The sequence below is a fragment of the Loktanella salsilacus genome (genome assembly GCF_900114485.1).
In the GTDB taxonomy this organism is placed as follows: Bacteria; Pseudomonadota; Alphaproteobacteria; order Rhodobacterales; family Rhodobacteraceae; genus Loktanella; species Loktanella salsilacus.
In genome coordinates this window covers 63,876-78,325 of sequence record NZ_FOTF01000017.1, presented here as the reverse complement: position 1 = coordinate 78,325, position 14,450 = coordinate 63,876, and the positions used below count along the sequence as shown (strand labels likewise).

At 58.7% G+C, this 14,450-nt stretch carries 17 protein-coding genes; 7 read left to right on the top strand and 10 right to left on the bottom strand.

Features of this window, described 5'->3' with window-relative positions; all coding sequences use genetic code 11:
- Both BM131_RS14645 and BM131_RS14640 read right to left on the bottom strand, forming a co-directional pair.
- Positions 1 to 312, bottom strand: a 312-nt coding sequence (locus BM131_RS14645) for a GTP-binding protein (RefSeq protein WP_175499359.1), incomplete at its 3' end; no start/stop codon positions are given.
- A 215-nt stretch (positions 313 to 527) separates the two neighbouring features.
- Positions 528 to 2,870, bottom strand: coding sequence for a DNA topoisomerase IV subunit A (locus tag BM131_RS14640; protein WP_090190672.1), 2,343 nt, complete (start codon positions 2,868 to 2,870; stop codon positions 528 to 530).
- Between the two features lie 151 nt (positions 2,871 to 3,021).
- Here BM131_RS14640 and BM131_RS14635 point away from each other — a divergent pair, with 151 nt between their 5' ends.
- The 6 genes from BM131_RS14635 to BM131_RS14610 all read left to right on the top strand — a co-directional run bounded on the left by BM131_RS14635 (position 3,022) and on the right by BM131_RS14610 (position 7,077).
- Complete coding sequence (locus tag BM131_RS14635) at positions 3,022 to 3,564, top strand: SH3 domain-containing protein (RefSeq protein ID WP_090190671.1); 543 nt, start codon at positions 3,022 to 3,024, stop codon at positions 3,562 to 3,564.
- Positions 3,565 to 3,604: 40 nt separating this feature from the next.
- Positions 3,605 to 4,429, top strand: a complete 825-nt coding sequence (locus tag BM131_RS14630; protein ID WP_090190669.1) for an SDR family NAD(P)-dependent oxidoreductase — start codon at positions 3,605 to 3,607, stop codon at positions 4,427 to 4,429.
- A gap of 62 nt (positions 4,430 to 4,491) precedes the next feature.
- Positions 4,492 to 4,692 (top strand): twin transmembrane helix small protein, encoded by a 201-nt coding sequence (locus tag BM131_RS14625; protein ID WP_090190667.1) that lies wholly within the window; start codon positions 4,492 to 4,494, stop codon positions 4,690 to 4,692.
- A gap of 3 nt (positions 4,693 to 4,695) precedes the next feature.
- A complete protein-coding gene (locus BM131_RS14620) occupies positions 4,696 to 5,268 on the top strand; it encodes a cob(I)yrinic acid a,c-diamide adenosyltransferase (protein WP_090190665.1) in 573 nt (190 codons plus the stop codon).
- 124 nt (positions 5,269 to 5,392) lie between these two features.
- Positions 5,393 to 6,151 (top strand): electron transfer flavoprotein subunit beta/FixA family protein, encoded by a 759-nt coding sequence (locus BM131_RS14615; RefSeq protein WP_090190664.1) that lies wholly within the window; start codon positions 5,393 to 5,395, stop codon positions 6,149 to 6,151.
- On the top strand, positions 6,151 to 7,077 hold the full coding sequence (locus tag BM131_RS14610; RefSeq protein WP_090190662.1) for an electron transfer flavoprotein subunit alpha/FixB family protein: 927 nt from the start codon (positions 6,151 to 6,153) through the stop codon (positions 7,075 to 7,077). The genes BM131_RS14615 and BM131_RS14610 overlap by 1 nt, the downstream gene beginning before the upstream one ends.
- Positions 7,078 to 7,134: 57 nt before the next feature.
- On the opposite strand, the gene BM131_RS14605 is transcribed toward BM131_RS14610, so the two are convergent.
- The gene (locus tag BM131_RS14605) at positions 7,135 to 7,983 is read right to left on the bottom strand and encodes a DUF6473 family protein (RefSeq protein WP_090190660.1); all 849 of its coding nucleotides are present in this window, start codon (positions 7,981 to 7,983) and stop codon (positions 7,135 to 7,137) included.
- Positions 7,984 to 8,150: 167 nt separating this feature from the next.
- On the opposite strand from BM131_RS14605, the gene BM131_RS14600 reads away from it, so the two are divergent.
- Positions 8,151 to 9,026: a 3-hydroxybutyryl-CoA dehydrogenase gene (locus BM131_RS14600; protein ID WP_090190658.1), complete on the top strand. Its 876-nt coding sequence runs from the start codon at positions 8,151 to 8,153 to the stop codon at positions 9,024 to 9,026.
- On the opposite strand, the gene BM131_RS14595 is transcribed toward BM131_RS14600, so the two are convergent.
- The 7 genes from BM131_RS14595 to BM131_RS14565 are packed head-to-tail and all read right to left on the bottom strand — an operon-like array spanning position 8,993 to position 14,332.
- Positions 8,993 to 9,904: a lysophospholipid acyltransferase family protein gene (locus BM131_RS14595; protein WP_090190657.1), complete on the bottom strand. Its 912-nt coding sequence runs from the start codon at positions 9,902 to 9,904 to the stop codon at positions 8,993 to 8,995. The genes BM131_RS14600 and BM131_RS14595 overlap by 34 nt on opposite strands.
- Complete coding sequence (locus BM131_RS14590) at positions 9,879 to 10,148, bottom strand: HPr family phosphocarrier protein (protein WP_090190655.1); 270 nt, start codon at positions 10,146 to 10,148, stop codon at positions 9,879 to 9,881. The genes BM131_RS14595 and BM131_RS14590 overlap by 26 nt, the downstream gene beginning before the upstream one ends.
- Before the next feature lie 2 nt (positions 10,149 to 10,150).
- Positions 10,151 to 10,543, bottom strand: coding sequence for a PTS sugar transporter subunit IIA (locus BM131_RS14585; protein ID WP_090190653.1), 393 nt, complete (start codon positions 10,541 to 10,543; stop codon positions 10,151 to 10,153).
- The gene (rapZ, locus tag BM131_RS14580) at positions 10,540 to 11,475 is read right to left on the bottom strand and encodes an RNase adapter RapZ (RefSeq protein ID WP_090190651.1); all 936 of its coding nucleotides are present in this window, start codon (positions 11,473 to 11,475) and stop codon (positions 10,540 to 10,542) included. Before rapZ ends, BM131_RS14585 begins: the two co-directional genes overlap by 4 nt.
- Complete coding sequence (locus BM131_RS14575) at positions 11,475 to 11,891, bottom strand: HPr kinase/phosphorylase (RefSeq protein ID WP_090190649.1); 417 nt, start codon at positions 11,889 to 11,891, stop codon at positions 11,475 to 11,477. Before BM131_RS14575 ends, rapZ begins: the two co-directional genes overlap by 1 nt.
- 3 nt (positions 11,892 to 11,894) lie before the next feature.
- Positions 11,895 to 13,628, bottom strand: a complete 1,734-nt coding sequence (locus tag BM131_RS14570; RefSeq protein ID WP_090190648.1) for a sensor histidine kinase — start codon at positions 13,626 to 13,628, stop codon at positions 11,895 to 11,897.
- 2 nt (positions 13,629 to 13,630) lie between these two features.
- Entirely contained in the window at positions 13,631 to 14,332 is a 702-nt protein-coding gene (locus BM131_RS14565) for a response regulator transcription factor (protein WP_090190645.1), read from the bottom strand.
- Positions 14,333 to 14,450 lie beyond the last annotated feature (118 nt).

Genomic DNA, 14,450 nt, shown 5'->3' with positions numbered 1-14,450 from the left:
AGCAGCGTTCACAACCAGGATCGCGCCGTCCATCTGGGCAGCACCGGTGATCATGTTCTTGACGTAGTCGGCGTGGCCGGGGCAGTCAACGTGAGCGTAGTGACGTGCTTCGGACTCATACTCGACGTGTGCGGTCGAGATGGTGATGCCGCGTGCTTTTTCTTCGGGTGCGCCGTCGATCTGGTCGTAGGCTTTGAAGTCACCGAAGTACTTCGTGATTGCCGCCGTCAGCGTCGTCTTGCCGTGGTCAACGTGACCGATGGTCCCGATGTTCACGTGCGGTTTGTTGCGTTCGAACTTTGCCTTAGCCATGATCGGCCCCCTTAATAAATGCGGGGCCGTCCTGACCCCGCTTGAAGCATCGCGGGCGATGTATGGCGGATCGCAAGGGAAATCAACCCGTCATGTGCCAAGGCAATGACGCAAGCCAAAGCGGCCCGGTGGTTTCCCACCGGACCGCTGCTAAAAAATCCCGTCAAAGGGTTGGATTTTAGTGCCTGCGCGGGGCACCACGGCCCCGACCAGCCCTATTCGAACCGGTTCGATTTCGGGAAACCGTGCGGTGCCCGTTTGCCCACGCCGCCGCGTGCAGCTTTCCATTCGGTCAGGTCAGCCTCTGTCCGGGTCTTGCCCCCGCCCATCGTCCAAGACAGGCCGTCGGCCCAAGCGAAGGTCGTCGCGTCGCCCAAGCCGCCATCAAGTTCGAGCGTACCCTGTCGGCCAAAGACCTTCTTATACTTCTGCAGGCGCACACCTTTGCCGCGGCCCATTTCAGGCAGTTCGTCCAGCGCGAAGACCAAGAAGCGGCCATTTTCGCTGACGACCGCGACGTGATCGCCAGACACCGGGCGTACGACCTTGGCCACGCCATCCTTGACGTTCAGCACCTGTTTGCCAGCGCGGGTCTGGGCGATGACGTCATCCTCTGGCACGACGAAACCGTCACCTTCGGACGACGCAACAAGAAGGCGGCCGCCGGGGCGGTGGATCATGATATCGACGATCTGCGCCTCGTTCGGCAAATCGACCATCAGGCGCAGCGGCTCTCCCATGCCGCGCCCGCCGGGCAGCGTACTGGCCTGCACCGTATAGAATCGCCCGGTCGAGCCGAAGACCAGCAGTTTGTCCGTCGTTTCAGCGTGGAAGGCGAATCGCGGGGCGTCGCCGTCCTTGAATTTCAGCTCGCGGTCCAGCGGCACATGACCGGTCAAGGCGCGGATCCAGCCCATCTGCGAACAGACGACCGTGATCGGCTCTTTCGCGATCATGGCCTCCAGCGGCACATCAGCAACTTCGCCAGCTTCGGCAAATGTCGTGCGGCGCGCGCCGCCTTTGCTGTCCTTACCGAACTGTTTGCGCGTTTCGCGCAACTGCTCCGAGATGCGCTTCCACTGCAGACCTTCGTCGTCCATCAGGTCTTCTAGGCCGGCCCGCTCTTCCATCAACGCGTCGCGTTCGGCGATCAGCTCCATCTCTTCCAGACGGCGCAAGGACCGCAGGCGCATGTTCAGGATCGCTTCGACCTGCACTTCCGTCAGGCTGATTTCAGGATCGGCCCCAGCCACCATGGGCGAGACATAATCCTTTTCGTTGACGGCACGGACGTGGGTCTTGGACCAGTCCTCGACCATCAGCGCCTTTTTCGGATCGTCATCATAGCGGATAATGTCGATGACCCGGTCAAGGTTGAGGAAGGCAATGATAAAGCCTTCGAGCACCTCTAGGCGGTGGTCGATCTTTTCCAGACGGTACTGCGACCGGCGCAGCAGCACGTCCCGGCGATGGTCGAGGAACGCGCGCAGCACTTCTTTGACGCTGCAGACCTTGGGCACAAGGCCGTCGATCAGCACGTTCATGTTCAGGCTGAACCGGATTTCCAGATCGGAGTTGCGGAACAGCATGCCCATCAGCATTTCGGGGTCGACGGTCTTGGCGCGCGGTTCCAGCACGATGCGCACGTCGTCGGCAGATTCGTCGCGCACGTCGGCCAGCAGCGGGACCTTTTTGGTCTGCACAATCTCGGCCAGCTTTTCGATCAGGCGGGATTTGGGCACCTGATAGGGAATTTCTGTGACGACAACTTGCCACTGACCGCGGCCAAGATCCTCGACCTCGTACCTTGCGCGCAGGCGGATGCTGCCACGACCGGTGCGATAAGCGTCGGCAATGGCCTGCGGCTTTTCGACAATGACACCGCCGGTCGGAAAGTCGGGACCGGGGATATATTGCATCAAGGTATCGTCGCCCGCGTTCGGCGACTTAATCAGATGCAGACAAGCGTCGATCAGCTCGTGCAGGTTATGGGGCGGGATATTTGTCGCCATGCCGACGGCGATACCGCTAGAGCCATTGGCCAGCAGATTCGGAAAGGCGGCCGGAAAGACAACGGGTTCTTCCAGTGTGCCGTCATAGTTCGGGCGATAATCGACGGCGTTCTCGTTCAGCCCCTCCATCAGGGCTTCGGCGGCAGCGGTCATCCGCGCTTCGGTGTAACGCGCAGCAGCGGGGTTATCGCCGTCGATGTTGCCAAAGTTACCTTGGCCATCAACCAGCGGATAACGGACGTTAAAGTCCTGCGCCAAACGCGCCATCGCGTCATAAATCGCGGCATCGCCGTGCGGGTGATAGTTACCCATCACGTCGCCGGAAATCTTGGCGGACTTACGGAAGCCCCCGTTCGAGGCCAGCTTCAGCTCTCGCATCGCGTAAAGGATTCGGCGATGCACAGGCTTTAGCCCGTCGCGCGCATCGGGCAGCGCGCGGTTCATGATCGTGGATAACGCGTAGGTCAGATACCGCTCGCCAATCGCGTGGCGCAGCGTTTCGGTTACGTCGTTCGGATTTGGGGTGTCGTCGATTGCATCGCTCATGACCGGCAGACTTAGCGAAGCGCTGGATAGTCGTAAAGGCGGCAGTGGGGCCAACGGGCGGGAAATTCCCCGCAGGTGGAACTAAGAATCACGTTATGGTGTTCGTATTGCGACTGCCAAGCGCGATTGACTTATTACTGGGGGCTCTGTTTTGGGCAAATTTATCGTCGGAACCTTCGCCATTCTGGCCTGGGCGTTTTATGTCATGTCCGGCGGTGCGTCATATGCGCCCGAGACACAGGCGACCGCTGCGCCCGAGCCTCAGGAGATCTCGGTTGAACAAGCAGAGCCAATCACGATTGCCGCGCCCGAAACCGTAGCGATTCCCGTGCAGCCCCAGGTGCCACCAGCGCAGACCGATACTGTGATTGTGGAACCGGCGAGCCTTCAGACTGCGCCCGCTTTTGACGGCTCGTCTGTCGGTGTGACCAGTATTGAGCCAGCGTTCACGTCTTTATCCGCCCCCGCGCCAGCCGCTGTGGCTAGCCCAGACATTGCGCCGCTGCGCGAAGTCGCGGGCCGTGCAGTCAACATGCGCGCAGGCCCCGACACCAGCTTTGACGTGCTGGACACACTGCCGCGTGGCACTCAAACCGAAGTGGTGGAAAGCGACGGCAACGGCTGGGTCCGCGTGCGGGTTGTGGGCACGGGACAGATGGGCTGGATGGCCGAACGGCTGCTGACGGGGGGCTAAACAGCTTGCGTGCCCGCCCGGCGCAGACCAAACAGGGCGCATGACACAGCGTACAGTTTTAATCACGGGATGCTCTTCTGGCATCGGTTATGATGCGGCCCATGGCCTTCGGGATGCAGGGTGGCGCGTCTTTGCGTCTTGCCGAAAAGCCAGCGATTGCGAACGGCTGCGCGGCGAAGGCTTCGATAGCCCGCAAATCGATTACACCGACACAAACAGCATCGCCGCCGGGCTTGCCGACGTTTTGGCGGCCACCGGCGGCACGCTGGATGCGCTTTATAACAACGGTGCCTTTGCCTGCCCCGGCGCGGTCGAGGATTTGCCGCGTGGCGGACTTGAGTCGATTTTCCAAACCAACCTGTTTGGCGTGCACGATCTGACCTGCCGGGTCATTCCAGTCATGCGCGCGCAGGGGCACGGCCGGATCGTAAACTGTTCATCCGTGCTTGGGCTGGTGGGCTACAAATGGCGCGGAGCCTACGTCGCGACGAAATTTGCACTGGAAGGGCTGACCGACGTGTTGCGGTTGGAAATGCGCGACACACCGATCAAGGTGATTCTTCTTGAACCCGGCCCGATCGCATCGCGCATCCGCGAAAACGCGATTCCGCATTTTGAACGCTGGTTTACGCCCGAAACCTCTGCCCGGGCGGCGCAATACCCTGACCTGACCAAACGCCTATACGAAGGCGGCGAGGATAAATTCCAGCTTCCCGCCAGCGCCGTGACCGCGAAACTGCGCCACGCGCTAGAGCATCCAAAGCCGAAAGCGCGGTACTATATCACCGTGCCAACCTATCTTGCGGCGATCATGCGGCGCGTTTTGCCGGTGTGGGCGCAGGATGCGCTGATTTCACGCAACTAAGCTGTCTGGCCTTCGGGCCCGGCGGTGCTATGTCGGCTTGCAACGTTATAACCGGGGGACCCATGGCCAACGATCCACTTTTCATTCTGGTCGCAGTCGCCTGCCTTGCCGTTTTGGCCGTCCTGATCTTAGGCATCGGCAGTTTTGGCAAAGGCGGCGAATATAATCGCAAAAACGCGAATAAGATCATGCGCTGGCGGATCGGGCTTCAGGCCGTCGCGATCGCGATGATCCTTCTTTTCGTCTATCTACGGGGGCATTGATCCATGGTTGTTCTGAACAAAATTTACACGCGCACCGGCGACGCGGGCGAAACGGCGCTTGGGAATGGCAGCCGCGTTAAGAAATACGATGACCGGGTCAACACTTATGGCACTGTCGATGAAACCAATGCCACCGTGGGCATGGCGCGGCTTCATGCGGATGGCGAAATCGACGCGCAACTGGCCATGATCCAGAATGATCTGTTCGATCTGGGGGCAGACCTGTGCCGGCCCGATATGGCCGCCGATGCCAGCGCCGAATATCCACCCCTGCGGATGTCAGATACGCAAGTGGACCGCCTCGAATCGCAAATCGACGCCATGACCCAAGCGGTCGAACCGCTGCGCAGCTTTGTTCTGCCGGGTGGCTCTGCACTGGCTGCACATTTGCATCTGTGCCGCACCGTGTCCCGGCGGGCGGAACGCTTGTGTGTCGAACTTGCCGCGCAGGACGACGTGAACCCTGCCGCGCTGAAATATCTTAATCGTTTGTCGGATTGGTTCTTTCAGGCCAGCCGCATAGCTAACGATGATGGCCGTTCCGACGTGCTGTGGGTGCCCGGCGCGAACCGCTAAATTGCTACCGACAAGTTGACGCGAACGTCAGGACGCTGCGTCCAAGCCGTTTTGCCCTGTTGCCTTTCAGGCGCGGTTGATGTCTCAAAAGGCAAGTTTTGTAAAAAGATGGGAGTGATACGCGATGAAGGTATTGGTGCCGGTCAAACGCGTGATCGACTATAACGTGAAGGTTCGCGTCAAAGCGGACGGTTCAGGTGTCGATCTGGCCAACGTAAAAATGTCGATGAACCCTTTCGACGAAATCGCCGTAGAAGAGGCGATCCGCCTGCGTGAAGCAGGTAAGGTCGAAGAAGTCATCGCCGTATCTATCGGCGTAAAGCAAGCGCAGGAAACCCTGCGCACCGCCCTCGCCATGGGCGCGGACCGTGCGATTCTTGTCGTAGCCGCTGACGATGTCCACACGGACATCGAACCGTTGGCCGTTGCAAAAATCCTCAAAGCGATCGTCGACGAGGAGCAGCCGGGCCTCGTGCTCTGCGGCAAACAGGCGATCGATAACGACATGAACGCCACCGGTCAGATGCTGGCCGCGCTGCTGGGCTGGTCGCAGGCGACATTCGCCTCCGAAGTCGGAATCGATGGCGATCATGCGACTGTGACGCGCGAAGTTGATGGCGGCTTGCAGACCATCAAGGTCAAAATGCCGACAGTCGTGACCGTCGACCTGCGCCTGAACGAGCCGCGCTATGCGTCGCTGCCGAACATCATGAAGGCCAAGAAAAAGCCGCTGGATGAAAAAACGCCCGCTGATTACGGCGTTGACGTCAGCCCGCGCCTGACGGTCGTCAAAACCAGCGAGCCCGCTACACGCTCTGCCGGTATCATCGTGAAATCCGTCGACGAACTCGTCGCGAAACTTAAAGAAGCGGGGGCTGTGTAATGGCTGTTCTTCTGATTGGTGAAGTCACCGACGGCGCGCTGAACGCTGATGCCACCGGCAAGGCCGTCGCGGCTGTGAGATCCCTGGGCGATGTGACGGTCCTGTGTGCGGGTGCCTCTGCATCCGCTGCTGCTGCCGAAGCGGCCAAAATCGACGGCGTCGCACGCGTGCTTTGCGCCGAAGATGCCGCGCTGGGTCACCGTCTGGCAGAGCCAACGGCCGACCTGATCGTCAAGCTGGCGGGTGACTACACCCACATCGCCGCGCCGGGCACGACGGACGCCAAGAATGTCATGCCGCGCGTCGCCGCGTTGCTGGATTGTCAGATCATCTCTGAGGTGACTGCGGTCGTCGATGCGGACACGTTTGAGCGTCCGATCTACGCAGGTAACGCGATCCAGACTGTTAAATCAGCTGACGCGATCAAGGTTCTGACCGTGCGCACCGCAGGGTTTGATGCTGCTGGCATGGACGGGTCCGCTTCAGTCGATACGATCGACGCCGCGGGCAACCCAAACCTGTCCGAGTGGATCGAAGACAAAGTTGCGGCCTCTGACCGGCCGGAACTGACGTCGGCTGGCGTCGTTGTGTCTGGCGGCCGCGGACTTGGCTCTGAAGAAAACTTTGCCATGATCGAAAAACTGGCGGACAAGCTGGGTGCCGCTGTCGGTGCGTCCCGCGCTGCAGTCGATTCGGGCTATGCTCCCAATGACTGGCAGGTTGGTCAGACCGGTAAGGTCGTCGCACCCGACCTGTATGTGGCCGTCGGCATTTCCGGTGCCATCCAGCACTTGGCTGGCATGAAGGACAGCAAAATCATCGTCGCGATTAACAAGGACGAAGAGGCACCAATCTTTCAGGTCGCAGATTACGGCCTTGTCGCAGACCTGTTTGATGCGGTGCCAGAGCTAACCGAAAAGCTGTAAGCACTCGCTGCTATCAATGGAAAAGGGCGCGCTCATCTGGCGCGCCCTTTTTTTATGTCACGCCGCTTTGTGCAGGATCTGCTGCAGAGCAGGCACCAACTTGGCAGCGGCCTCTTGATGGCAGCCGATACTCAACATCTCGGACGCGGCCTTGGCTTGCGCGGGGGAAAAATACATCCCCTTGGTGCCCATCGACAAAGCAACCGGACTTGGCTGCGCCTCGACCACGCTCAAAACTTGCGGGCGCAGTTGGTCAATCATACTCGCGGTGATGAACAACGGATCGGCTGACAGCTTGCCAGGCCGCGAATCCCACGGGACGTCAGACAACGGTTCCTTTGAAAACCAAAGCAGAATGGTGCGCGGACCGATCTGGTTCAGCATATTGCGCATCCGCGCGACCCAAGCCTCTCTCAGCTCTGACACGACGATGTCAAACCTTTCGGGGGACCGGGCGTAAAGGCTGGTCAGCATGTGGCGCGTAAAGGTAAAATCCGCGAAATCCACGTCGGAAAAGATTGCCTGCATCACAGTCGATGCACGCAAAAAGCGGTCATTCCGGCGCGGATGCACCGAATAGAACCGGTTCGACAGGTAATTTGCCCCCATCACCTGTACCACAGTCACCTTGGCGTCATGGCACGTCGCCATGATGGTCGGATCGTTCACAAAGGCATCGACCCCACCATTCACACAGCCCAAGTTCACGCAGGTTTGCCCAATTTCCCGCTCTACCAGCGCGGCCAGTGGCCGGTCGATAAATTTGCCAAATGTCTCTGTCCCGCCAACAAACGCGACATAGGGCGTGTCTAACCGCCGTTTGGGCCCGCGAAAGAAAATGCGGGATAACCCATAGCGACAAGGGGCATAGTGCAGTCCGGCACTATCGATTTCATCATGCTTCATTCGCTTCACCACAGATCGTTTCGTCATCCTTGGATTGCAGATTCGCGGATTCGTATTTCGATTTCGCTAAGTTAGGGATTTAAGCCTGATTTTAATGATCACTGGCGCTTGATGGCGCTACGCAGCACGGCCTATGCTGCGGTCACGTCAGACAAAGGATCATAGACATGGCAATCGAACGCGTTGGTATCGTGGGGGCCGGCCAAATGGGCAACGGCATCGCGCATGTCTTTGCAGTTGCAGGATATGATGTGCTTTTGACGGATGTCAGTCAGGATGCGCTGGACCGCGCCGTGGCCTTGATTGACCGAAATCTGACACGCCAAGTGTCCAAGGATTTGATCGACGATGCCGCAAAAAACGCGGCCATGAAACGCATCGTGACCACCGCGAAATTGACCGATTTAGGCCAGACCGACCTCATTATCGAGGCCGCGACAGAGCGCGAGACGATCAAACAGGCCATTTTCGAGGATCTGCTTCCCCATCTGAAGCAGGACACGATTCTCACGTCGAACACCTCTTCGATCTCGATCACCCGTCTGGCGTCCCGCACGGATCGGCCCGAACGGTTCATGGGCTTCCACTTTATGAACCCCGTGCCGATCATGCAGCTGGTGGAATTGATCCGCGGCATTGCAACAGACGAGCCGACTTTCCGCGCCTGCGAGGCTGTCGTGGCGCGCCTTGGCAAAACTTCTACCGCATCCGAAGACTTCCCAGCCTTCATCGTGAACCGGATCCTCATGCCGATGATCAACGAGGCGATTTATACGCTGTATGAAGGCGTCGGATCGGTGCAATCGATCGATACGTCCCTTAAGCTGGGTGCAAATCACCCCATGGGGCCGCTCGAACTGGCCGACTTCATCGGACTAGATACATGCCTTGCGATCATGAACGTCCTGCATGACGGGCTGGCCGACACCAAATACCGCCCCTGCCCCCTGCTTACCAAATATGTAGAGGCGGGGTGGCTTGGCCGCAAATCACAGCGCGGGTTCTATGACTATCGCGGCGATACCCCGGTGCCGACACGCTGACCCAAGGCCAGCGTTTGCGCCCGTAGCCATGCCATCAGCCCCCGCGGATCGGCAATGCGCGCGTTAAGATCATCATAAGGTATCGCCTGCCCGACCACCGGCGCGAAAACTGTGTTTCGCGTACGGGCAACCTCATGCAGCAAAAGGCTTTGGCGCAGCAACGGTGAAATTCGGTTGGCGATTTGGTAGGCGCGTGAATTTGCACTTGGGAAAAAGCAAGGGACCACGGTTGCGCCGGACATGCGGATCAACTTGGCGGTAAAGACGTTCCACTCTGCCTCCTCGGCTTTGGCGAAGGCGCGCGGCGCAGATGCGACGACGCCGGACGGGAACAAAGCGATCATGCCGTCTTGCGAAAGATGATCCATCGCCTGACGGCGCATTTCGATCATCTTGGCCTGCGCATCAGGCTGGTGCGGAAACGGGACGGAAATCATGAAACGTGTCGCTTCCGCGTCAAGGGACGTCAGCAGCGACCGGCTTAGAATGCGGTAATCAGGGCGCCGGCGGCCAATCAGTTCTGCCAAAACCATCCCATCAACCATGCCATGGGGATGATTGGCGACCAGAATCACCGGCCCTGTCTGCGGGATATGGGCAATCTGATCTTCTGGCGTCGTCACACGAATGCCTTGTGCGGCAAGTGTCGCTGACCAAAATGCCTGCCCCGTCGCCGGGCCAGCCTGCTCGTAAGCGCGCACCATGCGAATGACGGTCATCTTGCCCGTCATCCATTCAACGGTTCGGATAAAGCCTTGCCGGAACGGACCGTCAAAAGACGACGCATAGCTCAGCGTCCTACGGTCATAAACGATTGGCGTATTTTGGGGCGCGGTCGCCGCGCCGCCTGACTTAGCCGCCTTCGCCGAATTTGTCATCGACAAGCGCCGTTATTGCATCGGACAAGGCCTGCGCGTCAGGACCGCTTGTCTCCACGTCGATCCAGCTGCCGACGGTCGCAGCCAGCATCAGCAGTCCCATAATGCTGTCGCCGCCCGTTTGCATGCCGTCCTTGCTGACTGTCGCCGTGGCATCATGGGCCTCTACGACTTCCACTAATTTCGCCGAGGCGCGGGCGTGAAGCCCCTTAACGTTTTGTATCTTGAGGCGCGTTTGAGCCATTGTCACTGCGGTCCCACGATATGAGAATTAATATAGCGGTGTGCGGCCTCAATCGCCGCATTCACCGCGTCGGGCACGGATTTGCCACGCGATTTCGCCAGCTTAATCAGCATTGGCAGGTTGGCTCCATATAGGATCCGACGGTTGTCCGGGCTGCACGCGCGCAGGCTTAGGTTACTGGGAGATCCGCCAAACATATCGGTTACGATGATAACCCCCTGCCCCGTATCGACGGCGTCAGCAGCATCACAAATCTCGGCCTGTTTGGCATTGCGGTCATCATCCGGCGCAATCGCAATTGCCTGAATCCCGTCTTGGCGTCCGACAACATGTTCGACCGCCAACAGATATTCTCGCGCCAGGTTCCCGTGCGCCACGATGACGATTCCGATCAAGCGTTCTGTCCCCGCACTCCGCTGGCCCCAGACCCAATCCCAGTTCCGTCGCGGCGTTCCATTTCCCTGTGGCGTTTAGATACGGGCCAGCCGTCTAGCGCAAGGGATGCTGCCAGCCTTTCGGTCAGGACGACAGACCGGTGTTGCCCGCCGGTACAACCCAGACCGATTGACAGATGCGCGCGCCCCTCGTCTTTGTGCGCTGGTAGCACCAAATCAAGCAGGCCTTTAATTTGCCCCACAAACGGATCAAATCGCGGATCTTGCGCGACATAGGCTGCCACATCAGCATCCCGGCCGTCCAACGCGCGCAGCAGCGGATCCCAATGCGGATTGCGCAAAAAGCGGCAGTCAAACACCATGTCCAGCCCTCGCGGCAGACCGCGCTTGTAAGAAAAAGACTGCACGGAAATGCCAAGCAGCTTGCCCTTACCTTGGGCGAACAGACGTTCAACCTCGCTGCGCAGGTCGTGCGGCGACAGATCCGAGGTGTCGACAAGCACATCAGCGCGGGTACGAATCGGGCCCAAAAGCTCTTTTTCCGCGGCAATCCCGGCCTGTGGCGGCCCAGCGGGCGCTAGCGGATGATGCCGGCGCGTTTCGGAATAGCGCCGGATCAGCACGTCATCGTCTGCGTCCAGAAACAGAACCTGCGCGTCATGTCCCATCACACGGCTCAAGCGGTCAATCGCTTCGATCAGGGCATTGGTACTGAAATCCCGGTTGCGCACATCAAGCCCAAGCGCCAGCGGCCCTGCGACTGCGCCATCCAGAAGACGCGGTAGCAACGACAAAGGCAGGTTGTCGATCACTTCGAAACCGATGTCTTCTAGGGCATTGATCGCCGTCGATCGGCCAGCACCAGAAGGCCCAGTGACCAGCACAATGCGGGGGCCCGATAGATCTTCGGCAGATGAAGCGGTTTCAGTCATCAAGCGATCCGGCCCGCGCGCAGGTATTGCAGAAGGGCTGGGGCAAAGGATACGCCGATTGGCCGTTGAATTAAAGGCAGGTTACATCCCAAAAGCGTTAGACTTTGCAGATGCGGCAATCGGCCCTCGGCGGTTTGATCAAGATCGACAATACAGACGAGCGGCGCGGGTGAGGCAGGCTTGGCCCGCAGAATGCCAACACCCCGCGCCTCGATCATGCCGCGCAAAGCTGCCGGGCAACTTGCGACGACGTGGTCCACACGGCGGGACAATATGATGCGATCATCGCCAATCAAGTCTGCGCCAAAGGCCATAAGCTCCAACGCCAGCGCTGACTTTCCAGACCCTGATGCACCACGAATCAACATGCCGCGCCCGTTCCAAGACACGGCGCTTGCGTGGATCGTTTCGGTCACGAATTAAACCGGCAAGCCCACAACAAACCGCGCACCAAGCGGATCTGAAGTGACGTCGACTTCGGTTGGGCGAATATTTTCCGCCCAAATTACGCCGCCATGCGCCTCGACGATCTGTTTACTGATCGCAAGGCCGAGCCCCGAATTGTTACCGAACTGTCCCTCTGGGCGCTCGGAGTAGAAGCGCTTGAAGATCTTAGTCAGCGCGCCGTCAGGAATGCCGGGGCCGGTATCTTCAACCACGACAAGGATCCGGTTTTCGCGGCGGCGCGCCCAAACGCGAATGGCATCGCCGTCTTCGCAGAACGAAATCGCGTTGGTAATCAGGTTTACGAAAACCTGCGCCAAGCGTCCCTCTAGGCCTTGAACCATGATCCCCTGATCCGGCAGGTCAGAGATGTATTCGATTCCCTTACTTTCGGCCTCGCGGCCAAGGAATTCATTCAGATTGCCCAACATTCTAAGCAGATCGAATGTCTCTTCTTCTTCTTTGACAAGCTCTGAATCCAGACGCGACGCGTTCGAGATGTCACTTACGAGGCGATCCAGACGGCGGACGTCATGTTCGATCACTTCTAGTAGCTTTTCGCGATGCTCTTCTTTCTTGACGATCCGCAGCGACCCAACGGCAGAGCGAAGAGAGGCGAGCGGGTTTTTAATCTCGTGCGCGACGTCAGCAGCGAACTGCTCATTCCCCTCGATCCGCTCATAAAGCGCCTGCACCATGCCACGCAAAGCACCCGACAAGCGGCCAATTTCATCCGGCCGCGCCGTGAGGTCGGGAATGCGGATGCGCGTCGGGGCCATTTTACGCGCGTTCTTGTCGCGGCCCAATTCTGCGGCAGCGGCAAGGTCAGCCAGCGGATTCGCAATGGTCGAGGCAAGCACAAGGCTTAGAATCACACTAACTGCCATGCTGACCAAAAACAGGCGCAACACTTGCTCGCGCTCTCGGCTAACAAGCGCATCCAATTCGCCCGCGGCGCTGGTGATGGACACGACGCCGACGGGGCGACCATCTTGTTCGATCGCCGTCGCGACGACGAAATTTGTACCAAGCGCAGTCTGCAAAGCCCGTACATCAATGCCACGCTCCATCACCCGCGCCACGTCTTCAGCGGTGAGTGTCAGCGGATCTGCGGACAAGGTTTGATCCGCAGGAACCAGATTGCGCAGCGCAGTCCACGCCCGCGATAGGGCGTCAGTGATAATAGTGCGGCTATCGTCGGGTTGAAGTTCTTTAACGGCAGCAGCACTGGATTTACCGGTTGCTGTCGCCAGTTGGCGACCTGTTGGCCCGAATATATTGACGATGATGCCGCCGCGCAGGTCCATATCGTTCAACGTACGAACCACATCGATCCCATCGCCGCTGGCCAGATCAACGGGCGCGGTCAAAGGCATACGGGCTTCTAGAACATCGGCGATCAGTTCTGCCTCGTTCACCAAGCCAGAAGCGCGCTGATATGCCAGATTATCGCGCGATGGGTTCAAGTAGAGCACGCCGGACACGAGCAAAATCATGGCTAACAAATTGAAAGTAATGATTTTGCGCGCAATCGGAGAGGACCGTAGGTTCACCATCCGCCGCTTTTTGCGATGGCGCAGCATTTCCTGCTCGTTTGCCGATTGCGGCGCGATCCAGTCGTCGCCCAGCACAAGATCAGGCTCGTTCCGTGCGGCACGCCGCACGGAGTTCAGATCGCGCACATCAATATGGCGGGCGGCCTCGCTCATGATCAGGCTTCGTTATACCGATAACCGATACCATAAAGCGTTTCGATTGCCGAAAACTCGTCATCGGCCTGACGCATTTTCTTGCGCAAACGCTTGATATGGCTGTCGATTGTACGGTCGTCCACATAAATCTGGTCGTCATAGGCGACGTCCATCAACTGATCCCGCGACTTCACGAAACCGGGACGCTGCGCCAGCGCCTGCAACAGCAGGAATTCGGTGACGGTCAACGACACATCGTTGCCCTTCCACTTCACCGCGTGCCGCAGGGGGTCCATTGTCAGCTCTCCGCGGACCATGACCTTGTTGTCCTCGGTCTCTTCCACGACTTCGCCGCCAATCACATCCTGACGGCGCAGCAGCGCGCGGATACGCTCTACCAACAGACGCTGGCTAAACGGCTTTTTGACGTAGTCATCAGCGCCCATACGCAGGCCCAACACTTCGTCAATTTCGTCGTCTTTCGACGTCAAAAAGATCACGGGCATAGAGGTTTTCTGCCGCAGTCGCTGCAACAGATCCATGCCATCCATGCGCGGCATCTTAATATCAAGGACAGCCATATCTGGCATGCGCTTGTTAAAGGCATCCAACGCGGACTGACCGTCGTTATAGGTTTCCACCTCGAAGCCTTCAGCCTCGAGTGTCATTGACACGGATGTCAGAATATTTCGATCGTCATCGACAAGTGCGATCCTGGCCATGGGTTTTCCCCTACTGCTCGATTGTTGTTATTAACTGCTTTTCCCAGAATCTTTCATGCTTTTGCCATAGCGAATCAACCCTCTATCGCGAATCAAGCGCTGATCCGTGCCTTATTTG

Coding starts and splice junctions, on each gene's coding strand:
- BM131_RS14640 (WP_090190672.1), bottom strand. CDS start 2,870: ATGAGCGATGCAATCGACGACACCCCAAATCCGAACGACGTAACCGAA.
- BM131_RS14630 (WP_090190669.1), top strand. CDS start 3,605: ATGACACAGCGTACAGTTTTAATCACGGGATGCTCTTCTGGCATCGGT.
- BM131_RS14625 (WP_090190667.1), top strand. CDS start 4,492: ATGGCCAACGATCCACTTTTCATTCTGGTCGCAGTCGCCTGCCTTGCC.
- BM131_RS14620 (WP_090190665.1), top strand. CDS start 4,696: ATGGTTGTTCTGAACAAAATTTACACGCGCACCGGCGACGCGGGCGAA.
- BM131_RS14615 (WP_090190664.1), top strand. CDS start 5,393: ATGAAGGTATTGGTGCCGGTCAAACGCGTGATCGACTATAACGTGAAG.
- BM131_RS14610 (WP_090190662.1), top strand. CDS start 6,151: ATGGCTGTTCTTCTGATTGGTGAAGTCACCGACGGCGCGCTGAACGCT.
- BM131_RS14605 (WP_090190660.1), bottom strand. CDS start 7,983: ATGAAGCATGATGAAATCGATAGTGCCGGACTGCACTATGCCCCTTGT.
- BM131_RS14600 (WP_090190658.1), top strand. CDS start 8,151: ATGGCAATCGAACGCGTTGGTATCGTGGGGGCCGGCCAAATGGGCAAC.
- BM131_RS14595 (WP_090190657.1), bottom strand. CDS start 9,904: ATGACAAATTCGGCGAAGGCGGCTAAGTCAGGCGGCGCGGCGACCGCG.
- BM131_RS14590 (WP_090190655.1), bottom strand. CDS start 10,148: ATGGCTCAAACGCGCCTCAAGATACAAAACGTTAAGGGGCTTCACGCC.
- rapZ (WP_090190651.1), bottom strand. CDS start 11,475: ATGACTGAAACCGCTTCATCTGCCGAAGATCTATCGGGCCCCCGCATT.
- BM131_RS14570 (WP_090190648.1), bottom strand. CDS start 13,628: ATGAGCGAGGCCGCCCGCCATATTGATGTGCGCGATCTGAACTCCGTG.
- BM131_RS14565 (WP_090190645.1), bottom strand. CDS start 14,332: ATGGCCAGGATCGCACTTGTCGATGACGATCGAAATATTCTGACATCC.